This is a genomic window from Streptomyces sp. NPDC006739 (assembly GCF_042869815.1).
GTDB lineage: Bacteria > Actinomycetota > Actinomycetes > Streptomycetales > Streptomycetaceae > Streptomyces.
Genome location: NZ_JBIAGM010000003.1, coordinates 33939 through 56492, shown reverse-complemented (window position 1 = coordinate 56492; position 22554 = coordinate 33939). Strand labels below are relative to the sequence as shown.

At 73.3% G+C, this 22554-nt stretch carries 16 protein-coding genes and 1 pseudogene; 3 read left to right on the top strand and 14 right to left on the bottom strand.

The annotated features are described in order from the left end of the window. Nucleotides 1-17: 17 nt before the first annotated feature. Nucleotides 18-1007 carry an NAD-dependent epimerase/dehydratase family protein gene (locus ACFYMM_RS06815; RefSeq protein ID WP_388384614.1) on the bottom strand — a complete coding sequence of 330 codons (990 nt, stop codon included), beginning with the start codon at nucleotides 1005-1007 and terminating at the stop codon, nucleotides 18-20. A 599-nt stretch (nucleotides 1008-1606) separates the two neighbouring features. On the opposite strand from ACFYMM_RS06815, the gene ACFYMM_RS06810 reads away from it, so the two are divergent. Continuing rightward, entirely contained in the window at nucleotides 1607-2857 is a 1251-nt protein-coding gene (locus ACFYMM_RS06810; RefSeq protein WP_388384612.1) for an MFS transporter, read from the top strand. Between the two features lie 240 nt (nucleotides 2858-3097). Here the strand turns inward: ACFYMM_RS06810 and ACFYMM_RS06805 are convergent, their stop codons facing one another. Then, nucleotides 3098-3604, bottom strand: coding sequence for a hypothetical protein (locus tag ACFYMM_RS06805; protein WP_388384611.1), 507 nt, complete (start codon nucleotides 3602-3604; stop codon nucleotides 3098-3100). Between the two features lie 297 nt (nucleotides 3605-3901). Between ACFYMM_RS06805 and ACFYMM_RS06800 the strand changes: the two are divergent. Together ACFYMM_RS06800 and ACFYMM_RS06795 are read left to right on the top strand one after the other, a co-directional pair. Next, a pseudogene (locus ACFYMM_RS06800) lies at nucleotides 3902-4118 on the top strand (hypothetical protein); the annotation flags it as partial. A gap of 182 nt (nucleotides 4119-4300) precedes the next feature. Further along, a complete protein-coding gene (locus ACFYMM_RS06795; protein WP_388384609.1) occupies nucleotides 4301-7663 on the top strand; it encodes a discoidin domain-containing protein in 3363 nt (1120 codons plus the stop codon). A 24-nt stretch (nucleotides 7664-7687) separates the two neighbouring features. Here ACFYMM_RS06795 and ACFYMM_RS06790 read toward each other — a convergent pair whose 3' ends face one another. The 12 genes from ACFYMM_RS06790 to ACFYMM_RS06735 all read right to left on the bottom strand — a co-directional run bounded on the left by ACFYMM_RS06790 (nucleotide 7688) and on the right by ACFYMM_RS06735 (nucleotide 22548). Next, entirely contained in the window at nucleotides 7688-10084 is a 2397-nt protein-coding gene (locus ACFYMM_RS06790; protein WP_388384607.1) for a hypothetical protein, read from the bottom strand. Beyond that, nucleotides 10081-10932, bottom strand: a complete 852-nt coding sequence (locus ACFYMM_RS06785; RefSeq protein WP_388384605.1) for an effector-associated domain EAD1-containing protein — start codon at nucleotides 10930-10932, stop codon at nucleotides 10081-10083. The genes ACFYMM_RS06790 and ACFYMM_RS06785 overlap by 4 nt, the downstream gene beginning before the upstream one ends. A 22-nt stretch (nucleotides 10933-10954) precedes the next feature. Next, nucleotides 10955-12583 (bottom strand): hypothetical protein, encoded by a 1629-nt coding sequence (locus ACFYMM_RS06780; RefSeq protein ID WP_388384603.1) that lies wholly within the window; start codon nucleotides 12581-12583, stop codon nucleotides 10955-10957. A 201-nt stretch (nucleotides 12584-12784) separates the two neighbouring features. Continuing rightward, complete coding sequence (locus ACFYMM_RS06775) at nucleotides 12785-13489, bottom strand: hypothetical protein (protein WP_388384602.1); 705 nt, start codon at nucleotides 13487-13489, stop codon at nucleotides 12785-12787. Continuing rightward, entirely contained in the window at nucleotides 13482-13745 is a 264-nt protein-coding gene (locus tag ACFYMM_RS06770) for a hypothetical protein (RefSeq protein WP_388384600.1), read from the bottom strand. Before ACFYMM_RS06770 ends, ACFYMM_RS06775 begins: the two co-directional genes overlap by 8 nt. Before the next feature lie 145 nt (nucleotides 13746-13890). Continuing rightward, a complete protein-coding gene (locus ACFYMM_RS06765; RefSeq protein ID WP_388384599.1) occupies nucleotides 13891-14664 on the bottom strand; it encodes a hypothetical protein in 774 nt (257 codons plus the stop codon). A gap of 6 nt (nucleotides 14665-14670) precedes the next feature. Next, nucleotides 14671-15894 (bottom strand): AAA family ATPase, encoded by a 1224-nt coding sequence (locus ACFYMM_RS06760; RefSeq protein ID WP_388384597.1) that lies wholly within the window; start codon nucleotides 15892-15894, stop codon nucleotides 14671-14673. Further along, entirely contained in the window at nucleotides 15891-17948 is a 2058-nt protein-coding gene (locus ACFYMM_RS06755; protein WP_388384595.1) for an ATP-binding protein, read from the bottom strand. Before ACFYMM_RS06755 ends, ACFYMM_RS06760 begins: the two co-directional genes overlap by 4 nt. Nucleotides 17949-17961: 13 nt before the next feature. After that, nucleotides 17962-18900, bottom strand: a complete 939-nt coding sequence (locus ACFYMM_RS06750) for a hypothetical protein (RefSeq protein ID WP_388384593.1) — start codon at nucleotides 18898-18900, stop codon at nucleotides 17962-17964. After that, complete coding sequence (locus ACFYMM_RS06745) at nucleotides 18897-19913, bottom strand: JAB N-terminal domain-containing protein (RefSeq protein ID WP_388384591.1); 1017 nt, start codon at nucleotides 19911-19913, stop codon at nucleotides 18897-18899. The genes ACFYMM_RS06750 and ACFYMM_RS06745 overlap by 4 nt, the downstream gene beginning before the upstream one ends. Beyond that, nucleotides 19910-21478: an effector-associated domain EAD1-containing protein gene (locus tag ACFYMM_RS06740; RefSeq protein ID WP_388384589.1), complete on the bottom strand. Its 1569-nt coding sequence runs from the start codon at nucleotides 21476-21478 to the stop codon at nucleotides 19910-19912. Before ACFYMM_RS06740 ends, ACFYMM_RS06745 begins: the two co-directional genes overlap by 4 nt. Next, entirely contained in the window at nucleotides 21457-22548 is a 1092-nt protein-coding gene (locus ACFYMM_RS06735; RefSeq protein ID WP_388384587.1) for a HesA/MoeB/ThiF family protein, read from the bottom strand. The genes ACFYMM_RS06740 and ACFYMM_RS06735 overlap by 22 nt, the downstream gene beginning before the upstream one ends. Between the last annotated feature and the right edge of the window lie 6 nt (nucleotides 22549-22554).

The window sequence follows — 22554 nt, the reverse complement described above, 5'->3', positions numbered from 1 at the left end:
CGGGGGGCTCAGGGGGACTACGGCGCCGGTTCGCCGGCCGGCCGGGTCGCGGCGAAGTAGGCGATGGTCTGCTTGATCCCCTCCTCCCAGGGCACCTTCGGCTCCCAGCCGAGCAGTTCCCGGGCCAGTCCGGTGTCCGGGCGCCGCCGCTGGGGATCGTCGACGGGCCGGTCGACGAACTCGATGGACGAGGACGAGCCCGTCAGCTCCACCACCCGGCGGGCGATGTCGCCGACCGTGACCTCGTCGGTACCGCCGATGTTCACGGGGCGCACGGAATGACTCCCGGCCACCGACAGCACCCCGTCGACCGTGTCGTCCACGTAGCACAGGCAGCGCGTCTGCCGGCCGTCACCGGCCACCGTCAGGGGCTCACCGGCCAGTGCCTGGCAGACGAAGGTGGGCACGGCGCGGCCGTCGTGCGCCCGCATGCGCGGCCCGTAGGTGTTGAACAGGCGCACGATGCCCGCGTTCGCGTCGCGGGTCCGCACATGGGCGGTGACCAGCGCCTCCGCGAACCGTTTGGACTCGTCGTACACGCTGCGCGGGCCCACCGGGTTCACGTTGCCCCAGTAGTCCTCGCGCTGCGGGTGCACCAGGGGATCGCCGTACACCTCGGACGTCGACGCCAGCAGGAACCGGGCCCCGTCGCGCTCCGCCACGGCCAGCATGGCGCGGGTGCCGAGGCTGCCGGCGTCCAGGGTCTCCAGCGGCAGCCGCAGATAGTCGGCCGGTGACGCACAGCACGCGAAGTGCAGGACCAGGTCATAGGGCCCGGGAAGGGGCCCGGGGCAGTCGGGGGCCGACACGTCGCACTCGACGAACCGGAAGCCGGGGCGGCCCTCCAGGTGGGCGACGTTCGCCCGCGCTCCGGAGAGCAGGTTGTCCACACAGTCGACTTCGACACCCGAATCCAGCAGGCGCTCGCACAGGTGACTGCCGAGGAAACCGGCACCGCCGGTCACCGCGGCCCGGTGCCACGACACACGGGGGCTCGCATCACTCATGGGACTCCTTCAGCCGCGCGGACGCGCCCGGAAACGGCGCGAAGGGCCTGATGGGGGCGGGGGCTGGGGGATGGAGGGGCGGGAAGGTGCAGGACGTACGGTCCCGGTGATCAGCCGGACCGGCCTGGCGGCCGTCGTTGTCCCGACGGCGCTGAAACGGGTGCCCGTGTCAGTACGTTTCAAGCATTGATGACTAGTTTGAGTCGATATCGACCGATTCGCGACTTCGGCCCGCAGGTCAGGGCCCTGTGAGCAACCGCACTCGGCCCCGCAAGCACCCTGACGGCCAGGGGATTTGGGGCCGACGGGAGGAGCCGGCGGGCACGGACGGTCACCGGCTCGCGGGGACCGTCTGCCACGATGGTCTGCGCCGTAACCGACTCGCCGTGACGACTCGGTGGAGCGGCCGTGCAGTGCAGCCGGCGTTCCTCGGTTCCGCCGTCCTCCCCGCCGCCTCGCCCCTCGGGTACCGCACTGTGTCTACCGCATCGCCAGCACGACCGTCCGCCGCGTCCGCTGCCGCCTCCGCCCCGGGTCACGCCCCGGCGCCCCCCACGGGCTCGTCGCGCTCGCCCTGGCGGTCCCTGAGGTACCGCAGCATGCGCTGGTGGTCCGTCGCCAACCTCGTGTCCAACACCGGCACCTGGATGCAGCTGACCGTGCAGAACCTGCTAGTGCTCCAGATCACCGGCTCCGCCGCCGCCACCGGCCTGTCCATGTCGGTGCAGGCCGCGCCCGCCCTCCTGATGAGCCTGGCCGGCGGGGCCGCCGTCGACCGCTGGCCGCGCAAGCTCACGGCCGCCGTCAGCCAGGTCCTGCTGGGCGCGGTCGCCCTGGCCACGGCCGTGCTGGTGTCGCTGGGCCGGCTGGACATGACGTCCCTGCTGGTGCTGGCCGCCGTCACCGGCACGATCGCCACCGTCGACGCGCCGGCCTGCGCCCTTCTCGGCAACGACCTGGTCCCCGCGCGGGACGTCCCCTCCGCGATCGGGGTGGGCGCGCTGGTGCACAGCGCCGGCCGGCTCGCGGGGACCGCGCTGGCCGGTGTGACGGTCGCGTTCCTCGGCACGGCCGCCGCCTACGCCGCCAACGCGCTGTCGTTCCTGTTCGTGGCCTCGGTCATCCCGTTCCTGCGCCCGGCGCCCGGCGCCGTCGCACCGGCCGCGGTGCCGAGCGGGCGGCGGACGGCCACGGCGGACGGGACGACCGTGCGCGAGGGGCTGGTCTTCTTCGCACGCCGGCCGCGCCTGGTCGCGCTCGCGGTGATCACCGGGATCAGCACCGTCTTCGGCCGCAACTACGGCCTCACCCTCGCCGTACTCGTCACCGGTCCCCTCGCGGGCGGCGCCGGGTCCTTCGGCATCGTCTCCACCGTCCTGGCCGCCGGCGGCATCCTGGGAGCCGTCCTCGGCGCCCGGCTGCACCGCCCGTCCGTCCGGGTCGTGGGCATCCTGGCGGCCGCCGGGGGACTCCTCCAGGCCGCGGCGGGCCTGTCTCCGTCGCTGGCCGTGCTGCTGGTGCTGGTGCTGCCCATGGCCGTCGTCGAGTCCGTGTCCGACACCGCCGGAACGGCCGTCCTGCAGACCGACCCGCCCGCTCATCTGCGCGGCCGAGTCCTCGGCGTGTGGAGCGGCGTCGGCACGGTGTGGGGCCTCGCCGGCCCCCCGGCGCTGGGGCTGCTCATGGAGTGGGCCGGTACCCGAGGCGCCCTCGTCACCGGCGGACTCCTCGTCGCCGCCGTGATCGGCGCGGGCCTGATCACCCGCGGCTGGCGCGCCTGCGACCCGGTGGTCGTATCGACGAAGCCAGGCGAAATCACGGAACGCGAGGCTTTGAGCACGGCCGCGTGAGCCTGGCCGGCTGGGTCGGCCGAGGGTGCGCGGCCGGTGCCCGGAGGTGGCCGCGGCGCCCGGGGCGGGCGGTCGCGTCGGGCGTGCCGCCGAGGTCTTGCCGAGGCCACGGATGGCGAGCGCGCCGGTTGCCTTGGCAACCGTACGACGTCGGCGTGCGCTCCGCCGGAGTGCCGTAACCGCGGTGCACCAGCAGGCCCCGCGGCGTACGAGCAGGCCGTGGCGCGGGGGCCTCTCACCTCACCCCGGCGCGTCCGTCGTCGTCCGGGGCGGTGCCGCGGACAGCGTGGTCGCGGCCCTGGCGTGCAGCGCGTCCAGCGTCCTGAGCTGTTGTTCCGCCCGCTCCAGCAGCTGCCGCAGCCAGTCGGGGTCCAGGCGCGGTTCCCCGGCCGAGGCCGCGAGCAGGGCGCGCCACAGCAACGCCTTGCCCTGCACCCCCACCCGCAGCGCCTCCAGCTCGACCAGCGGGGTCAGCGGGGAGCGCCGCAGCAGCCGTCCGTTGGGCTTCGCCCGTGCGATCTTCTCGCCCAGCCAGGCGCCGTACATCTTGTACCGGCTCACGGCGACGTCCAGGTCGCCCAGGAGCCGCAGCAGGTGCTGCCGGTCCCGCGAGATCTCCACCGCCAGGGTCTTCAGCTCGCCGCCCAGCTCGGTGTCGCCGTGCTCCCCGGCCATGCGCCGGGCCAGCTCGGTACCGGTCGTCGCACCGGCCAGGTGATCGTTCAGATAGATGTCCAGGATTCCCATGACGTCCCTCCGGCTCCGAAAGCTCCCGACGGCCCTGTGACGGCCCCCGAGGACCCCCGAGTGCCCCGCCCGCACCGGACAACCACCGTGCGGGCGAGGCGGACGGCCCCCGCGCGCCGCCCGCCGTGTCACACGAGCGGACCGAGGGGTACCGAGGCCGGGGGCCGATGCCCCGGACTGGTGCTGGGGGGGCAGGCGTGGACGCTTCCGTGGACCGGACAGCACACCCGTGGGGGAGCCGCACCCCGTACGGGACGGCAACACCCAGGCCGCCGGCGCAGGGCGGCCGGCCGGCACCACCAGTCCCACCAGGCCACCCCCGCCGCCGTGCAGATCAACAACCTGCACCCGATCCGCGGCATGCCCGGCCCGGCCCGGCGCCGGCGTGCCGCAGATGAACGGGCGGCCCACCGCCCAGAACACCCGTGAGTGCGCAGCCGACGGCGACCTGCCCGGCTTCCGCAACTGGCAGAACGACGATCACGTCGCCGACCTGGCGCGGGTGTGGAACGTCCGAACGGCGTGACGACCGGGCGGCCTTCGTCGTCCGCGCGAATCACCTGCCGCAGCACTCTTGACACCCGACCGCGCGACGACGAATCATCACGCCTGCAAACAACCGTTTGAATCGATTCAATAGAGCCGTCCCAGCCGCCCACCCCCGCCTCTTCGCGCCGCCGTCAGTGAGGTCCCCCGATGCAGCACATCTCCCGCCGCTCGATCCTGCGCTCCGCCACAGCCGTGGCCCTCGCTCCCACCGTGGGCTCCCTGCTCCTGCCCGGCCTGGCCACCGGAGCGGCCGCCGCCGTCTCCTGGACCGCCAAGTGGATCTGGGCGCCGTCCAGTTCGACGAACCAGTGGGTGGCCTTCCGCCGATCGCTCACCCTGGCATCGGCACCGGCGCAGGCGGTGACGCGGATCGCGGCCGACTCGAAGTACTGGCTGTGGGTGAACGGCACGCTGGTCGTCTTCGACGGCCAGCTCAAGCGCGGCCCCAACCGCACCGACACCTACTACGACGAGATCGACCTCGCCCCCTACCTGACCGGCGGCGCCAACACCATCGCCCTGCTGGTGTGGTACTTCGGCAAGCAGGGCTTCTCCCACAACGACAGCGGCAAGGGCGGTCTGCTCCTCCAGTCCGACGTCACCACCGGCTCCACCACCACCCGCCTGGTCAGCGACACCGGCTGGAAGCACACCGTCCACCCCGGCTACTCGAACAACACCGGCGGCACACAGGTCAACTTCAGGCTGCCCGAGTCCAACGTCTACTACGACGCCCGCAACGCCACGGCCATGTCCGGCTGGCAGTCCCCGGGATTCGACGACGGCTCCTGGAGCGCGCCCACCGACTACGGCGCGGCAGGCGCCGCCCCCTGGAACGGACTCGTCCAGCGGCCGGTCCCGCAGTTCCGGTTCTCGGGCCTGAAGTCCTACACCAACGCGTCCTCGCTGCCGTCCACCGGCCAGGGCTCCACCGCCATCTCGGCGACCCTGCCGTCCAACCTCCAGGTCACCCCGTACCTGAAGGTCGACGCCCCGGCCGGCGCGGTGATCGGCGTGCAGACCGATCACTACGACGACGGCGCGGGCCTGACCGGCATCCAGCCCGGCACCGCCTACAACATGCGCGCCACCTACGTCTGCACGAGCGGAGTGCAGGAGTTCGAGGCACCGGCCTGGATGAGCGGCACGGCGGTGAAGTACACGATCCCCACGGGCGTGACCGTTCTGGGCCTGCAGTACCGGGAATCGGGCTACGACACCGACTTCGCCGGGTCGTTCAGCAGCGGTGACGCCTTCCTGGACACCCTGTGGTCCAAGGCCGCCCGCACGATGTACGTCAACATGCGGGACAACTACATGGACTGCCCCACCCGCGAGCGCTCCCAGTGGTGGGGCGACGTGGTCAACCAGCTCAAGGAGGGCTTCTACACCTTCGACACCCGCTCCCACGCGCTCGGCGCCAAGGCCATCGCCCAGCTGACCGCCTGGCAGAAGGACAACGGGGCGCTGTACTCGCCGGTCCCGTCGGTCATCTGGACCAGCGAACTGCCCGTGCAGATGCTGGCCTCGGTGTGGTCCTTCGGCACGTACCACCTCTACACCGGCAACGCAGACGCCGTCACCGGCGCCTACCCGGCGGTCAAGAAGTACCTGAACCTGTGGACCCTGGACGCCGACGGCCTGGTCAGCCACCGGGCCGGGGACTGGGACTGGGAGGACTGGGGGTCCGACATCGACGCCCGTGTCCTGGACAACTGCTGGTACTACCTGGCCCTCGGCACGGCCATCACCCTGGCCGGCCTGAGCGGCAACGGCGCGGACGTCGCCGGATGGCAGGCCAAACGAGACAGCATCACGGCCAACTTCGACCGCGTCCTGTGGAACGCGACGAGCAACGAGTACCGCTCGCCCGGCTACACCAAGGACAGCGACGACCGCGCCAACGCCCTCGCCGTCGTCGCGGGCCTCGCCCCCGCCTCCCGCTACCGGGCCGTCACCGAGGTCCTGCGCACCCACCTCAACGCCAGCCCGTACATGGAGTTCTACGTCCTCGAAGCGCTCTACCTCATGGGCGCGCCCGTCGTCGCCGAGGAGCGGATACGCAACCGGTACGCCGCGCAGGTCGCCGACCCGGCCTGCCACACCCTGTGGGAGGTGTGGACCAAGGCCGACGGCACCGACAACCACGCCTGGAACGGCGGCCCGCTCTACGCCCTGTCCGCCTATGCGGCCGGCGCGCGTCCCACCAAGCCCGGCTGGGAGACGTACGACGTCACCCCGCAGACCGGCACCCTCACGAACATCACCACGGTGACGCCCACCGTCAAGGGCGACATCCGCCTCGGCGTCACCCGTGCCGCCGACAAGGTGACGCTGACACTGACCTCGCCCAGCGGGACCACGGCCCGAGTGGGCGTGCCCACCTACGGCGGAGCGCGGCCGGTGATCGGCGCGAACGGCACCACCGTGTACAGCGGCGGCTCTTCGACCGGGAACGTGAGCGGTCTGACGTATGCGGGCAAGGACTCCTCCTACGTCTACTTCACCGTCCAGCCCGGTGCCTGGACGTTCACCGTCACCGGCGCAGGCCGTCTGGACAACCTCGCCCTGGGCAGGTCCGTCAGCAGCAACAACAGCCTGGAGAACGCGGATTGGGGCAAGAGCCGGCTCACCGACGGCAAGCTCGCGAGCGTGACCGGCGCCAAGGGCTACACCAGCAACGACTTCCCCTCCGCCGACGTCGGCGCGAATCCCGTCTGGGTCGAGATCGACCTCGGGGCGGACACCGACGTCGACGCCGTCCGCCTCTTCCCGCGCACCGACACCCCGGCCGCCGGCGGCGGCACCGCCGGCTTCCCCGTCGACTTCAGTCTCCAGGTCCGGCGTGACGGATCCAGCGGCTACACCACCGTGCGCACCGTCACCGCCGAACCCGATCCGGCCGGGCTGGTGCAGACGTACGGCTTCCGGACCACCACCGCCCGCTACGTCCGCCTCCAGGCCACGAGACTCGGCGCCCCCGCCTCCGACGAGTCCGCCAAGTACCGCTTGCAACTGGCGGAACTGACCGTTCCCACCGCGGCGACCACCGTCACCGCCGACTACACCCTGGAGAACGGCGACTGGGGCAAGACCCGGGTGCTGGACGGCACCACCACGAGCGTGACCGGAGCCAAGGGGTTCACCAGCATCGACTTCCCCTCCGCCGACGTCAGCGCGACACCGCTGTGGATCGAGGTCGACCTGGGCGCGGACCGGTCCGTCGGCTCGGTCACGCTCTACCCGCGCACGGACACCGCCGGAACCGGCGGCGGTACGGCGGGTTTCCCCGTCGACTTCGCCCTCCAGACCCGCGCCGACGGCTCCACGTCGTACACCACCGTCCGTACCGTCACCGGTCAGGCCGATCCGGCCGGTGCGGCGCAGACCTACACCCTCACGGGGGCCACGGGCCGGTACCTGCGCCTGCGCGCCACCAAGCTCGGGACACCGGCGTCCGACGAGCCGACCCTGCACCGGCTGCAGATCGCCGAGATACGCGTCAGGTGACGGCGCCCGCGTCGAGCCCCGCACTCACCCCAGCAGAAGCGCGGAGATGGCCTTCCGCAGCTGGGCGGGGTGCGGGGAGGGGGGAACGTGCTGCTGGAACGGCAGGGACCAGCGGCCGGCGGGCGCGTCGTCCGCCAGATGCGTGGTGAGCAGACGCAACCCCGGTCCGGCGGTCAGGCCCAGTTCGCGCGCGAGGCGGTGATGGGTGAGCAGCACGGCGGGGACACCCGTGACGGACGCCGTCTTCAGCGCACGGTCCACGTCGGGGACGGCGAGCGTGCGGGTGGTCCACAGCGCGAGCAGGTCGGTGGGCCGGGCGATGGGCACGGCCTGGGACGGCTGGTCGAAGGTCACCAACTGCGGATGGCGGCCGTACCGCCACAGTTCGGCGGTGATGACGTGCGCCGCCGCCCGCAGCAGCCCCTCGACCGGCCCGAACGTCGGCGGGCTGGTGTCCAGGACCAGGGTGACCTCTCCCGGCAACGGATCCGCCTCCGTGACGTGGAGCCGGAAGAGCAGCTCGTGGCGGGAGTGCTTGAGGAGCAGAACCTGCCGGGGCAGGGCCAGCTGGGTGGGCAGGAGGTGGGTCAGGGCACCACGGTTGGCGGTACCGCTCGTCCCCGGCGCGTGCACGGTGGTCCTCGTCCGGGCGGAGCCGTCGCTCGCCTGCGTGCTGAGGATCCGCAGCTGACGGCTGTCGAGCTGAGGCATGTCGGCCGCCGAGCGCGCGAGCAGCAGCGGGAGGCTCGGATCCGCCTGGACCGTCTCCGGACCGAGCACGGTCAGCAGGGAGATCATCCGGTCGGTCACCGTGTCGGCCGCGTCGGTGACCGGGTGCACCGGCACGTGCGGGACGTCGGCCGGCCCCCGGCCGAAGGCCAGCGCCTCCCGCAGCGCCGCCACCCGGTCCGGGTCGCCGCTGTCCGGCGGGGGGACGCACCCGTCGGTCTCCCCGGTCCCGGCCGCGAGGAGCCCCGCGAACCCCACCCGCGAACGGTCCGGCCAGGAAAGACCCCTGAGCCTGACGATCCCGGGGTGGTCGGCGAGAGCGCCGAAGCGCGGGTCGTGGAGCGGGCCGGCGACCGCCCTGCCGGTGAGCGAGACGAGGTCCTCGACGAGGGAGAGCGGCGGCCACAGGCCGACCCTGCCGAGAGCGACCAGCCCGGCGGGGTCCACCCTGGGGCTCGTGGAGCGCGGCTCGGTGCCGGCGGCGTCACGGGACTCGGGCGCGCCGGGCTCCTGCGGCATCCCGGGACCGGCCGGAGGAAGCAGGTCGGAGGGATCGACGACGAAGGGAAGCTGCTCGCGGCAGACGGTGAGGTCCTTGCACAGTACGGCGACCATCGGTTCACGGCCGGGCGTCATGCACCAGGTCGCCTTGACGACACCGGGGTGCGTGTGACTGCACGAGTGCGTTGTGACCTGCCAGCCCCGGTCCGCCGACCGCTGCCCGGGCGGCCGACGTTCCACCGTCACCACGGTCAGTTCGCCGTCCTCGTGGCCGATCGCCAACAGCGACCGGCGGGGCAGCGCGAGCCAGTCCATTGCCCTGGCGCCCCTGAGCCCTCCGTCCAGCAGCGTGACGGCCTCCGAGGACGTAGCGCGGATGAGCCGCAGTTCACCCTCCGTCGCCGCCGCCGCAAGAACGCCCGTGTCACCGAGCAGGGGCGTCACCGCCATCTGGTCCACCGAGCCCTGGGACAACCGCACCGCGCGTTCCGGCGTTGTCGCGGCTCCGTCGACCTCGTCCCTGAAGATCATGAACAACTCGTCGGAGACGTGGTCGGCGTAAACGGCGATCATCTCCCCCGAAGGAAGCGCCACCGCGCAATTCGGTCCCACGAGGTCACCATGTGGCGCCTCCACGGCCGGCAGCTCGCCACAACGGCCGCCGGGTCCCCAGACATCGGTGTAGGTCTGCATCTCGTTCAAGAAGCGTGCCGCGCCGCGAACGGGCACCATGCCGGACGGGCCGGACAGCACGAGATGCACAGGGTCGGCCACCCGCACCAGCAACGCCGCCGTCAACCCGTCCCAGATGCCCACCCCGGACTCGCCGGTGACCGCCAGGAGCGCACGATCCCGGTGCGCGTTCCACACGACGGAGTGGACCTGCCCGCGTGCGGGCATCGTCCGCAGCAACCGGCCGCTCTGTCCGTCCCACACCCGTACCAGGCCCGACCGGGTGCCCGTGGCGACCAGCAGGGGACCGCCGGGCACCGTGCAGATGTCCATGCAGGTGACGTCCCGCGCCTCGGCTTCCGTCACGTCCAGTCGCGTGACGCCGGGGATCAGCTCGTGCGACGGCCGGCCCGGCGACGGGACAGGTTCCGGTTCCGTACCGCCGCATCCCACCGAGCGGGCGTGGGTCAGGGCCCAGGCGCGCAGCTCACGGTCCGCGGCGGCCGGCGTCGACGTCACCGCCGTCCCTCCAGGTTCCCGGAACCCAGCACCACCAGGTTCGCCGTCAGCCGCCGGCCGTACTCGTCGCCCAGGTTCAGCGCGACGTGCTCGGCCGCGATCCGCGCGGCCTCGTCGAAGGCGGGCACCCGCCGCAGGAGGCCGTACAGCTCCGCCGCGTAGAGCACCGCGGTGTCGTCGTCGAGCGGTCCCCGGTGGGCGACGACGACCTCCGCCACCTCCCGGAACAACTCGGCCACCGCTGTGCTGTCGCAGGACGCCAGGACCAGCCCGCGCAGTCGCTCGCCGGCTGACCGGGCATACCCGTCGAGCAGTCGCGCGACATCGGCCGCGGGCACCCGGTGGGGGTCGCCGTACGTGTCCTCGAAGACCAGGTGCTCCGCCTCCCCGTGACAGACGAGGTGCAGGACATCGGGGGGTACGTCCAGCATCCGCCCCAGGTCCGTGACGGCCGCGGCCGGACAGTAGTCCACGGTGATCGCACCCCTTGCCGTGGCCTGCTGGACGGCGCGCAACTCCCGGTCGGCACGCACCCGTTGCGTGCCGTGCGGGGCGGCGCCGACGACGAGGACGCGCTCGATGGGCGACCGTCTGCGCGCCGCCGCACGGAAGACGGCGTTGTGCGGGTATTCCCGTGCCGCCGTCACCAGCAGCCGGCCCCGACCGTCCGCCACCCGGCCGGCCGAGACGGCGGCGGCCACCGCGTACCAGAAGTCGAGGGATGTGGTGCCGACCTGGCTCGGTACGTGTTCGGCGGGGAACCCGGCCCGGCGCAGCAGGCCCTGGGCGCTCGGCCCCGGCGGGTAGGCACGGGCGAGTTCCTCGATCTCCTCGGGCGCCAGGTCCATGGCTTCGGTCCTCGGCACCGGGCTACCGCCCCCGCCGGGCGGCCTGCCGTGCCGCACGCTCGTAGAGGTTGGCGGCGCGCAGTACGTCACCGTTGCGCTCGTGGATCTCCGCCGCGTCGACCAGTTCACCGGCGAACTCCGCCTCCAGCGCGGCGTCCCGCCAGTTCCGGTGTCGCCGTGCGATGCCGGGACCCGCGGGCCTGGGCCGGCTGCCCGGCTGGGGCGGCTGCCCCGGGCGCGGTGGCCGTGCCGACTCCGGCTTCGGCTGGGGGGCGAGCCGCTCGTCCACCACGCGCAGCACGGTCTCCGCCTCTTCGGGCAGCTGGAAGTCCAGCTCGGGCGGCCCGCCGAGCCACAGGGTCCAGGCGGGGCGGCGCTGCTCCAGGTCGAAGACCAGGGCGGCTCCCGAGGTCAGCACGACGGCCCGCGCGGCGTCCGGCTCGAACAGGGCCTGCAGCGCGGACGGCGGCAACAGGGGCTCCGTGCGGAATCCGAGCGGGATGTACAGCGGGCCCGGGCCGATGCAGTGCAGTGGCTCTCCCAACGGCAGGCGCTCCAGCAGCCCTCCCGCCGCCAGCAGCAGGTGCCGGTCGCGCCCGCTGACGACCTGGACGACGTCGGCGAGCGGATGCCCCTCCAGCAGCATCCGCACGGTGTCCGTCCCCGTCCCGTCCAGCAAGGTGGCGTCGACCGTCGCGTCCGGTGTCCGGGCGGGCACGATCGTCAGCCGCGGCGCGTCCGGGGCGGCCGGCGCGTCGTCGGCCCAGTCCGGCGAGGAACCCACGTCCCGCAGCGGGTAGTCGGCCGCCAGGGCGACCAGCGCTCCACCGTCCAGCGGCTCGCCCAGCCGCTCCAGCCGGGCACAGCCGAACTCCGCGTCCGACAGCAGCCACACTCCCCGCTCGGCGAACTCCAGCAGCGGTCCGTCGCCGAGCGCCGAGGCCCGGCGGTACTGCATCAGCACCGTGTCCTCTCCCGCGACGCGGCGGCACAGCAGGACGAACGGGTCCCGGTGGAGCGCGTCCAGGAACCCGGGCGGCAGGTCTCCGTCCGGTGCCCGCAGGGCGACTTCGAGGACGACGCCGTGCCGGTCGGAGTCCGGCGGCTCCTCGTCGAAGAGCGGGGTGAGCCGGGTGGGGCGGTACGTCACCTCCAGGCCCAGGTCCAGTGCGCGCCTGATGACACCGCCGGCGAACCGGGCGCGGGTGAACACCACCGCGTCGTCCAGGGGCCGCGCCGGCGCACTGTGCAAGCCGGCCTGCCGCACCAGGTCGAGGAGTGTGGCCGGGCGCAGTGAGGCCACGGGCAGGTGCTGCGCCGGGCGGCGTCCCGCGACCCGCTCCGGGCCGCCCCAGCCCCGGTCCGGCACCAGGTGCGCGTCCCTGACCAGGAACACCGTGCCGTCGGCGGCCGCTGCCAACTGCCGCCCCAGGTCCAGGGCGACGGGTGTGAACACCCACCAGGATGCTCCGTCGGCGCTCCGGCGGTGGTCACCGGCCCGGGGACGGCCGAGGGCGATGAGCCGCCCGGTGAAGACCAGCGCGGCGGAAGCGGTGGCGAAGCGCACGGCGAGGGTGCTCTCGGCGGAATCACCGCCACCGCCGGCCGCCGGAGCACCGGGGCCACCGGCACCACCGGCAGCGGGGGTCACGGGGAGAGGCACCGGCGCCGGGGCCGGGGAGGGGCGCACCGGTGGGCGGTCGGCCGGGGGCGGGCCGACCGCCCCGCTCGCTCTCAGGACCTCCTCCAGCGATCCGGAGGGCGGCCTGGGCGGACCGTAGCGCGCCGGCCCCGGTACGGGCTGCCGGCCGCTGGTGTCGTCGTCTCTGCGTCGTCGTGGCCACTTCATCGTTCATCCCTGTCGGAGTGGGCGGACGGTCTGCAGGCGGTCGTCCGCGGGAGGATCGGGGAGCGTGATCTCGCACCGCAGCACCCGAGCCGCCCAGTCGGTCCAGCGCTGCGCGGCGCCACCGCGCCCTCCGCGTACCGCCGCCGCGAAGAGGAGGGCGACCTGGTCGTAGCGGCGCATGGACTCGGCCGTGGCGACCGCCCACCCCTCCACGATCCGGTCGTGGACGGGGGAAGGGGACGCGAGGAAGTCCATCGCCGCGGCGAGTGCGGCGAGCGGCTCCCGCTCGGAGCGGCCCTCGGCGATGTCGCAGCGCGCCAGGGCCAGCCGCATCCGCAGTGAGCTGTCCCGGGCGCTTCGGTCGGCGTCGGACGTCTCCCGCTGGGACAGGACGCGCGCCGGCCTGAGCCTCACCTGGTCCCAGCGGGAGCCTTGGGAGGCCTCTGCACCGCCCCCCCACGGCATGAGCGCCACCGCCCTGGCCGTGGCCGCGTCACCGGCCTCGTGGACGATGACCCACACGGCCAGGTCCGTCATGCCGGCGCTCACGTAGTCCGCCGCCGCCTCCATGAACTCCCCGAGCCCCAGCCAGAGTTCGGCCGAGCGTCGATAGGCTCCGGCCTCCCGCAGACAGCGCGCGGCCTCGCTCGGCAGCCCGCCGCGCAGGTAGCAGTCCGCGGCGCGTTCCAGCAGCGCGGCGTCACTCACCGTCGCGCTCCTTCCGCCGGGTCGCGGCGGGCCCCTCGGCCGTGGAACGGTGCGGCTCGCTCCGTCGCCGGCCGCCGTCGCCGCGTACCTCCTCGATCAACGCGTTGTCCTCGACGAGGCGTGCCAGCGCGGCGGCCACCCCGTCGTGACGGGCATCATGGTCGGCGGCACGCGGACCGGAGCCGATCTCCTCGACCTCGTACAGCTCGACCTCCCCGGTATCGGCCCGGTACCGGAACCTCACTCGGACACGCATGGCACCCCTCTCCGCCCGTCCGCCGCCGCCCGTGCTGTGGCTGTATGGGTTCACCGGCTCGCGACGCCCACTGCCTGAACGGCGTGGGAGGTGCCCCCAGCACCGGACGCCGCGAGCTTCTCGGCAATCCTTTCCGGCCACAGCACTAGATCCGCAGCTCGAAGTCGATCTCCAGCACCCCGTCGGCCTCCGAGCACCTGACGAACTCGGCCCCGCGTGAACGAGCGAACGCCAGCACCGCGTCCCGGTACGCGTCGGCCAGCGCCTGGTGGAAGTGGTTCCTGGCGGTGACGCCCACCGCGGCCAGCCGCGCCGCCGCCCGGTCCCGCAGTTCCGGCTCACGCGCCCGGGCCGCCGCCGCGAGCGCCTCGTCGGCGCGGGCGGTGGCCGCCTCCTGCGCCTGGCCCTCCTCGCCCGCGCCCGCCTCGCCGCGGGCCGCACGGACCCTCTCCCGCACCTCGCGGTCCAGGGCCGCCTCGGCCGCCAGGCCCGCCTCCCGCCGTGCGGACTCGGGGTCCGTACCGCCCCACCGGTCGTCGTAGTAGACCCCCGTGCCCTCGGCCTCGATGGTGCCGGTGACCTGGCCACGCACGGTCTCCGTCGCCTCGCCCACCGCCTCGATGTCCGCCGACACGGTCGCCACGATCTCCAGTTCCGCCTCGGCCGGACGGTAGGCGACCCAACCGCCGTCGAAGGAGTGACGGAAGGAGTCCTCGGTCTCCTCCCAGCCGGGGGTGCGGGCGAGCACCCCGGGCAGGGCGGCCAGGGTCGGCGCGCCGACGGATCCCCGCAGCGGCTCGCACACCCGCGCCGACCCCGTCGCCTGCCCGGAGCGGACCACGCGCCGCCGAATCTCCCGCTCCCAGGCGACGGCCAGTTCACGCGTCGCCCGCACCCTGATGCGCCTCGGATTGCACACCCTCGATCACCCCTCCGGGAAGTCCTCGCGCAGTTTGGTCAGCGTCTCGCGCTGGGCCTGCCCGATCTCCCTGAGCAGTGGCTGCTCGGCCGGATGGTCCCGGCGTGCCTCGGTGGCCAGGCGGCCCAGCAGCCGCAGCACCTCACGGATCTCGTCGCAGGTCCGCAGCACGGCCAGCCGGTTGCGCAGCTCGCGCAGGTCGATGCGCAGGTCGTAGGGATCGCGCCGGACCCGGCCGGGCGTGTCGAGGGGGACGTCGTGATCGGCGACGATGCGACGCAGCGACTGCTCGTCCCTCGGGTCCGTCCACAGCCGGGACAGCACAGCGAGGTCCGCCACCTCCGCACGCAGCCGGCCGGCCAGCAGCGCGGACGCGGCGAACGCCTTCTGCGCCTTGACCGCGCGGCGGTCGGAGAAGGCGATGCCCTCGGCGCGCAGGGCACGCACGATCCGGGCGTACGGATCCCGTACGGCGCTCAAGTCGATGTCGGCCAACGCCTGCTGCAGCACGGCCAGGTCCGCCAGCGGGAAGACGACCTGGGAGCGGTCCGCCGTGGCGACCTTGACGGGCGCCTTGCCCACCTGGCCGTTCACCGGGCTCGCGGCACCGCGGATCTGCTGCTGCTCCTCCCGCCAGCCCAGTCCCAGCACCTCCTCGACCTCGTTGTCCCCCACGTAGTCGAGGCGGCAGCGGAACAGGAAGCGGTCGCTGAACGCGGCGAGAACCGGGTCGTCGGGAATCTCGTTCGACGACCCGAGCAGCGTGATCAGCCGACCGTGGACGGTCTTGCTGCCGGTGAAGAAGTTCCGCTCGTTGACCAGGGTCAGCAAGGTGTTGAGGATGGCCGAGCTGCCCTGGAAGACCTCGTCCAGGAAGGCGATGCGCGCCTCGGGGAGCATGCCGGAGGTGTTCACCTCGTACACGCTCTCGTCCTGGAACTTGCGCAGGTCGATGGGGCCGAACAGCTCGGCGGGCTCGGTGAAGCGGGTGAGCAGGTAGGTGAAGGGCGAGGTGTCCAGGATGCGGCAGTACTTCTCGATCAGCCTGGTCTTCGCCGTGCCTGGCGGGCCTATCAGCAGGGCGTGTTCCCGGCACAGGGTGGCCAGCGCCAGCATGTCGACCACGTCGTCGCGCTCGACGAAGTCCTGCTTCACCTCTTCCAGCCGGGTGGCGAAGGTGCGTGCCAGCAGCCGGGTCCTGTCGTGCCTCGTCGGCGTCGTGTCGGTCACGGTGTCGTGCTGTCCCCTCGGTCGAGCGGTGCTGCCCCGGCGGGGGCTCTGCGGTCGTCCCCGCCCCCAGCGAGAATGATCATGGAGGCGCGCTGGGCGCGCTGTGCCGCACCGGCGGCCACGGTGCGGCTCCTGTGCTGCTGGGCCCGGTCGAGGTCCCGCTGCTGACGTGACCTGCGGAGTTCGCCGACGAGTTCACCGAGGCGGCGGGCGTCGGGAGCGCCGCGTCCGCCGACCAGCTGCTCGGCTCGGGCATCGCGGAACACCGAGCGGATCTCGTCGCCGTTCATTCCCTCCGTCGCCGTGGCGATGCGCTCCAGCAGGGCCGGCCGTACCGGAACCCCGAAGTGCCTCGCGTGTACCTCGGCGATGGCGGTACGGGCGGAATGATCCGGGAGGTCGATCTTGATGGGCCGGAAACGGCTGGGGCGCAGGAGCGCGTCGTCGATCAGGTCGATCCGGTTGGTGGTGCCGATGATCAGGACGGGCACCTCGGGCCGGAACCCGTCGAGTTCGGTGAGGAGCTGCGCGACCACGGCGTTGCCCGCCCGGCTGCCTCCGTCGTCGCGGCCGGTGCGCTGGGCGGCGATCGAGTCGAACTCGTCGAAGACGATGACCGCGGGCGCGTTGCGACGGGCCTCGGCGAACAGGTCCCGTACCTTGCGCTCGCTCTCGCCGACGTACATGTCCGTGATCTCCGGGCCGGAGACGACCAGGATCGTCGCCCCCAGTCTGCTGGCGACCGCCTTCGCGAACAGGGTCTTCCCGGTCCCGGGCGGTCCGTGGAAGATGAAGCCGCGCGGGACCAGGTCGTGACGCAGGTGTGCGGGCAGGTCGGCCGCGCCGCCGACGATGTCCAGCGCCCGCTGGAGTTCCTCCTTGACCTCCGGGTATCCGCCGATGGCCGACAGCGGTACGTCGGGCACTTCGAAGGCGCTGGACGTGCGCGCCTTGAAGGTGCGCAGCTCCTGCAGGAGGTCGGCGAAGGTCGGCCGGCGGCCGTTGCCGTGGCCGCCGGCGGGGCCCGCGTGGTGGTGGTAGGCGAAGCGCACGGCGTGCCGCAGCCGGACGGCGTTCATGCCCGCCACGTGTTTGTAGAGGCCGGCCGGGTCGAACCCGGAGAACAGCTCCGCCTCGGCCTGGGTGATCAGGGCCTGTCCGAGCGGCACCCGCCGGTCGTCCGCGCTCTCCACCTCGCGCGGCAGGATGTCCAGCGCGAGCCGGACCCCGAACCGGCCCGCGAGTACCTCGGGGACGATCAGGGAAGGATCCGTGAACGCCAGCAGCACGCGCTCGCTGCGCTCGTAGAGCACGTCGGTGAGTTCGCGTGCCTCCGCCGTGAGGGCGGCGTCGCTGCCGCCCGCCAGCAGGTCGAGGTGGGGTACGACGACGACGTCCTCGGGCGGGGTGTCGGTGACGGCCTCGTGCAGCATGGCGAGCAGCTCGGCACGGCGGCCGGGGCCGAAACCGCCGGGTGCGGCGGCGTCCGTGGCGCTCGCGGCGAGCCGCACGGTCTGCTGGGTGCGCCCGGACCGTCCGGCTATCTCCTTCGCCAGGTGCTCCACGAGCAGCTTCTCGCAGCGGATGAGCACCGAGAGGCCGGACTCCAGGTAGGCGGCCGCGCGGCTGATTTCGAGGTCGTGCGCGATCAGCACGGCCTCGCGCTCGCTCAGGCGCCGGGGGTGACCGTCCGCCGGTGCCACCGTATGCTCCCGGCCCCGGTCCTCGTCGTCGTCCTCGTCCCGGGGTCCCGGAGCCGGGCCGGGGGCGGCCGGGGCCGCGTCGGCGGCGCGACCGGACAGGGTGCCGAGCCCGACCCCGGGCGGCAGATAGAGCGGGGTGCCGGCGGCGGGCGGCTGGTCGAGTACGTCCACCAGCACCCGGCTCAGTGGGAGCCGCAGGTGGTCCTCGCCCAGCTCGGTCAGCGACAGGGCCGGGAACTCCTCGAGGAGTTGACCGAGCGTCAGGTCCGGTTCGTCCACCGGAGCCAGCAGACAGCGGTCCCGCAGTGCCCTCGGGGTGGTGGACACCAGGACGAGACGGCGCTTGGACATGGGCCCGCTCCTCTCAGCCGGCCACGGGCTGGTTCAGCCGGTAGCGGCGCACGAGTTCGACGGCCGGCCGGTGCCCGGCGAGCAGCGGCCGGGTCGCCGGCAGGTGGGGGTGCCTGCGCGCCAGGTCCGCGAGCGGCGCCCAGAACCGGACGGTGGCGAGGGTGAGTTCGTCGGGCAGCGAGCGGGCCGCGAGACGCCGGCGCGCCGCGCTGATCCGCTGGTCCCACTCCTCGCCGTAGCGCAGGCGGGCGGCGAGGTAGGTGTCCAGGACGACCTCCGGATGGTCCGTGGCGAGCCGGGACAGCAACTGGGACCGCCAGTCCAGTACCGGGGCGTGACCGTCCCAGGCGGCGAGCCGGTCGCACAGCAGCCGGCGCCCCCCCGGACGGGTGAGGAGCAGCGCGGCCGTCCGCACGGCGGCGGTGGCACCCCGGGAGAGCCGCCCGTCGGCGGGGCGGTACAGCACGGCGGTCAGCGGTGAGGCGTCCAGCAGCACCTCGGCGATGCGCAGTTCCTTCGCCCCTGCCTCGTCGTGGGCCACCCCGGCCGCCCCCCGAGGGGCCGGTCTTCCCTCGAACGGCGCCACGCCGTTCAGGAACGGGGCGACGACCGTGTGGCGGGCGATCGCGTCGCACCAGCCGTCGCTTCGCTCCGTCAGGACCGGCGGCGGCAGCGCCTCGGCGACGGCGCAGGCGGATTCCGGGTCCATCCGGCCGCCGATCGCCGCCGCGAGCAGCACCGCCCCGGGGCCCGCCGGTCCGGGGTCGCCGAGCGGTGGCCGGCCGGCGCCGTGCCGCGCCGCGTAGCGGCGGATCAGCTCCGCCAGGGCCGTCGCCGCCTCCGTACCGGGGTCGACGAGGTCCAGGGTGTGCTGGAGGGGGCCGCCCGGCGGCAGGCCCCTGCCCTCGACCGCCCAGCGCAGCACCCGCAGGGCGGTGGTCAGGGCGTTCACGGCTCCCTCACCCAGTAGGGGACCGCGGTCATGGTGTCCGGGCCCTCCCGGCGGTACACGCGCAGCACCCGCGACGCCCCGTCGATGTTGACCAGGGCCGCCACCTGCCACGGGCGCTGGAAGGTGGTGGTGTGCAGGTCGACGTCGGCCGAGGACAGCCCGAAGCGGCTGGTGGCCGGGAACAGGTGGGTGTGGTACCAGCCGAGGAGGCTCTCGCCCCGGTCCCGGGCGGCCAGCGACTCACCGATCCGCAGATAGCTCTCGCCGGTGAAGGTGAAGTGCAGCAGCGAGGCGCCGGTGCGCTCGGCGGGGATGGCCCCGGTCACCTCCACGACATGGCCGTCGAGGTGTTCACCGTTGCGGTGGACGCGCCCGGTGAGGAAGCCGCCCTCCTCGACCTCGTGGGAGAAGGAGCGCGTACCGCCGAGTGCCTGGTGGACCGGCGTGTGGAACACCACGACGACCGGTTCGGACGGTGCCTGCGCGGTGGGTTCGGCGACGCCGAGTTCCTGCAGGGTCGCGACGGGCGGCTCCGGTTCGGGCACCTCCTCGATCCCGAAGAGGCCTCGTCTGGGTCCGCCGACGGCGATCTCGACCCGGTTGGCGACCACCGGTTTCGGCCGGACCAGAGCGACCTGTTCCAGTCCGGGCCCGCGGATCCCGAAGCCCCAGTGCGTCTCCTCGGGCAGCCGCTCGCCCAGGAGTTCCTGCAGGGGCCTGCCGACGATCTCGCGCAGTGCGTGCGGGTGCTGGTAGAGCACGGTGTCCCCGCGGACGATGCGTACCCGGACGTAGCCGTGGCTGCCCCTGAGGTTGATCACGGACGGGGTGCCGCGCACCGGTGTGCGGTCGGTGAGGGGCAGGAAGGACAGCTCGATCGTGGCTCCTTCGAGCGGCTGGCCGACCACCGGCTGCAGGACGCCGCGCAGCAGGGGCAGCAGGGGCAGGCGCCCGGCGTGCACGTAGTCGTCGCTGCGGAAGAGTTCCACTTCGATGGCCGCCGCGGTACTCATGGGCCGTCGAGGGGTTCGACGAGGTTGGGGTAGCGAGGTGTGTCCCGTGGGGCCGGCGCGACGACGCTGCCGCTGATGGCCCTGACCCGGTCCTGGTGCTCGTCGACCCACTGCGCGGCGGTACGGTCGTAGAAGTTGCCGCGGATCCGTGGGGTGCCGTCGGGTCCGAGTTCGCCCGTCGGCTCGAACAGCGAGTAGTTGCGGAAGCCGGCCATGTCGACGAGCATCTGGCACAGCGTCTCGAAGCTGAGCGACGGCTGGTAGGACTCCGCCAGCAGGCCCAGGCAGACCAGACCCTTGCTCTGCGCGTAGGCCCGGGACTGCTCGCAGTCGTAGTTCGGGTAGACGTTGGGGTGGAAGACAGGCGTCAGCCAGTACACCTCGGGGGCCGTCTCCGGGAATTCCGGGCCCAGTTGGATCAGCACGACATGTCTGGTGACCTCGGTCGGTTCACCGCCGGGGACGGCGGGCGGGCCGAAGCTCGGTTGCTCGAACTCCACCTCGAACTCGGTGGGCAGGAGTGCCGAGTCCGCGCTGACGCGAAACCCCGGGTGGCCTTCCGCGTAGGCGACGATCTGGTTGCGCACCCGGTAGAGGGCGTCCTGCCGGTCGAGAGGGTTGACCGCTCCGGCCGTGGTCTCGAATCCGACGCGCATACGGTCCCCGTCCCGGACGCCCGAGTCGTGGAGGGTGGCGTCGGGATCCAGCCGGCGGCCCTGGCCGTCGCCCTGGACGTGGTCGATGACGGTGGTCCGGGTGGCGTCGGCGAACCCCCGGCCGTACTGGTCGATCACCTCGGCGGCGACATCGCTGTTGTGCTGCTGGGCCGGGGCGTCGACGAGCCGGAACTGCCTCCCGTCCGGGCCCTCGACGAAGAGCTGGTGCAGCAGGTAGTCGGGCTGGCCCGGTGCGACGACGGTCCAGCCGAACAAGGTCTCCCGCAAGCCGTCCCGCACCACGTCGGGCTGGTCGGAGTCGACCCGGAAGGAGACGGCGTGGGCGGTCGACCACACCTCCCTGGGCCGCAGCCCCAGCCGGTTGAGGGCGCCGGCCGCAGCCCGGCGGTCGTCCTCGGAGTCCGCGCGGACGATCACATGACAGGTCCGCTCCGTCTGCGGCGCGGCCGCCGCCACGGGCGCGGGCGCGGCATCCGGCCGGGGCACGGCCTGCGGGGCGGGGGCCTGCACCGGGGGCGCCGCGGCGGCGGCCGGCGGGAGGATGCCGTACCGCTGGGCGAGGTCCACCAAGGTCGAGTTGGCCCGGTACACGCCTACCGACACGGTCAGCAGCTGACGGTAGGGGGACGCGACGACCCCGTTGGCCAGGTCGACGAAGATCTCCGCCCAGGTGTCGTCGGGCTTCGCGCCGACGAAGTTGGGCCGGCGCCCACGGGGGAAGCCGATGCGGTCGAGGATTCCGGCCGCCTCCTTGTCGTTGCGGTAGATCTTCGCCAGCTCGTCCTGCAGCCGGTAGAGGTCGGCCTGCGTGATGGCGATCTCCGGCTGCGCCGCATGGCCCGTCGCCTTGGGCTCGGGCGGGCCGCTCAGGAACTCAGCCGATGCCATGTGTAGTCCCCCCTGGGCTGCCGGACGGGCAGGATCTCCTCCGGCGGCACTCCGAGTTCGTCCAGCCGGGCATGCGGAGCGGCGTCCCTGAGGCGATTGCTGAACCGCGGCCGCAGCACACGTCCACAACGCTCACATCGTGAGAACGGCGTGTCGGCCACCGCCCGGTCGCCGACCGCCTCAGTGTAGGGGTGACAGGCCCCGCAACGGGGCAAAAGCGGAAACCGCGACCAAGTGAGCGGCTCGGCACCGGGCGCCAGCGCTGCGGCCAACTCCCCGGCGGTCGCACGGTTGTTCAAAGCGCACGCGGTGACGTCCCCTTCGATCGGGCGATGGTGGGGGCAGTCGGCCGCGCGGGTCATCACGACCGGGGCGCAGCGGCCGGTCAGGGACTCGACGCGCAGCATGCGGTACGGCAGCGGCCTGCCGAGGACGGTGAGCAGCGCGGCCTGGGTCATCCAGGCGGCGACCAGCGCGGTCGTCCCGATGGAGGTGCCGAGCGGACCGGCCGCCGGGGCGTCCAGACAGCTCCACGGGACGTCGTCAGCGCTTCGCTGATGAGCCGTCAGGGTGCAGCCGTAGCAGGCCTCCCGGGTGTCGAGGCGCAGCCGCACCTCCCCCTCCCAGGGGCCGGTCCCGCCGTCCACGAGCGGCGCCTCGACGAGCGCGCACCGCCCCAGCAGGCGCATGCGCGAGCGCAGGCTGTCCAGGCACCCCAGCACCACGGCGGCCGAGGCGAGTTCGCCCAGCCCCACCCCCGCGGCGAGGTCGTGCGCCCGGGGCTCGACGACGGTGTCGGCCGACAGGCGGCCCAGGGCCTCGGCGGCGGCATCCGTCTTGGGCCGGCCCACATCGTGCGGGCCGAAGAGGACGGAACGGCTCAGGTTGGTCGTCTCCACCGTGTCCGGGTCGCACAGGACCAGCCTTCCGATCCCGGCGAGCGCGAGGTTCTTGGCCACCTCGTTGCCCAGCGCGCCGACCCCGACGACGACGGCCGTCGCCCTGCCGAAGGTGCCCGGGTCCCACCCCGGTACGAGGCGCTCACGTGCGAACCGGTCGTTCTCGGTCATCGGCGG

Bases quoted from the DNA above. Each gene is read 5' to 3' on its own strand.
- ACFYMM_RS06815 (WP_388384614.1), bottom strand. From the start codon at position 1,007: ATGAGTGATGCGAGCCCCCGTGTGTCGTGGCACCGGGCCGCGGTGACC.
- ACFYMM_RS06810 (WP_388384612.1), top strand. From the start codon at position 1,607: ATGCGCTGGTGGTCCGTCGCCAACCTCGTGTCCAACACCGGCACCTGG.
- ACFYMM_RS06805 (WP_388384611.1), bottom strand. From the start codon at position 3,604: ATGGGAATCCTGGACATCTATCTGAACGATCACCTGGCCGGTGCGACG.
- ACFYMM_RS06795 (WP_388384609.1), top strand. From the start codon at position 4,301: ATGCAGCACATCTCCCGCCGCTCGATCCTGCGCTCCGCCACAGCCGTG.
- ACFYMM_RS06785 (WP_388384605.1), bottom strand. From the start codon at position 10,932: ATGGACCTGGCGCCCGAGGAGATCGAGGAACTCGCCCGTGCCTACCCG.
- ACFYMM_RS06770 (WP_388384600.1), bottom strand. From the start codon at position 13,745: ATGCGTGTCCGAGTGAGGTTCCGGTACCGGGCCGATACCGGGGAGGTC.
- ACFYMM_RS06755 (WP_388384595.1), bottom strand. From the start codon at position 17,948: ATGTCCAAGCGCCGTCTCGTCCTGGTGTCCACCACCCCGAGGGCACTG.
- ACFYMM_RS06745 (WP_388384591.1), bottom strand. From the start codon at position 19,913: ATGAGTACCGCGGCGGCCATCGAAGTGGAACTCTTCCGCAGCGACGAC.
- ACFYMM_RS06740 (WP_388384589.1), bottom strand. From the start codon at position 21,478: ATGGCATCGGCTGAGTTCCTGAGCGGCCCGCCCGAGCCCAAGGCGACG.
- ACFYMM_RS06735 (WP_388384587.1), bottom strand. From the start codon at position 22,548: ATGACCGAGAACGACCGGTTCGCACGTGAGCGCCTCGTACCGGGGTGG.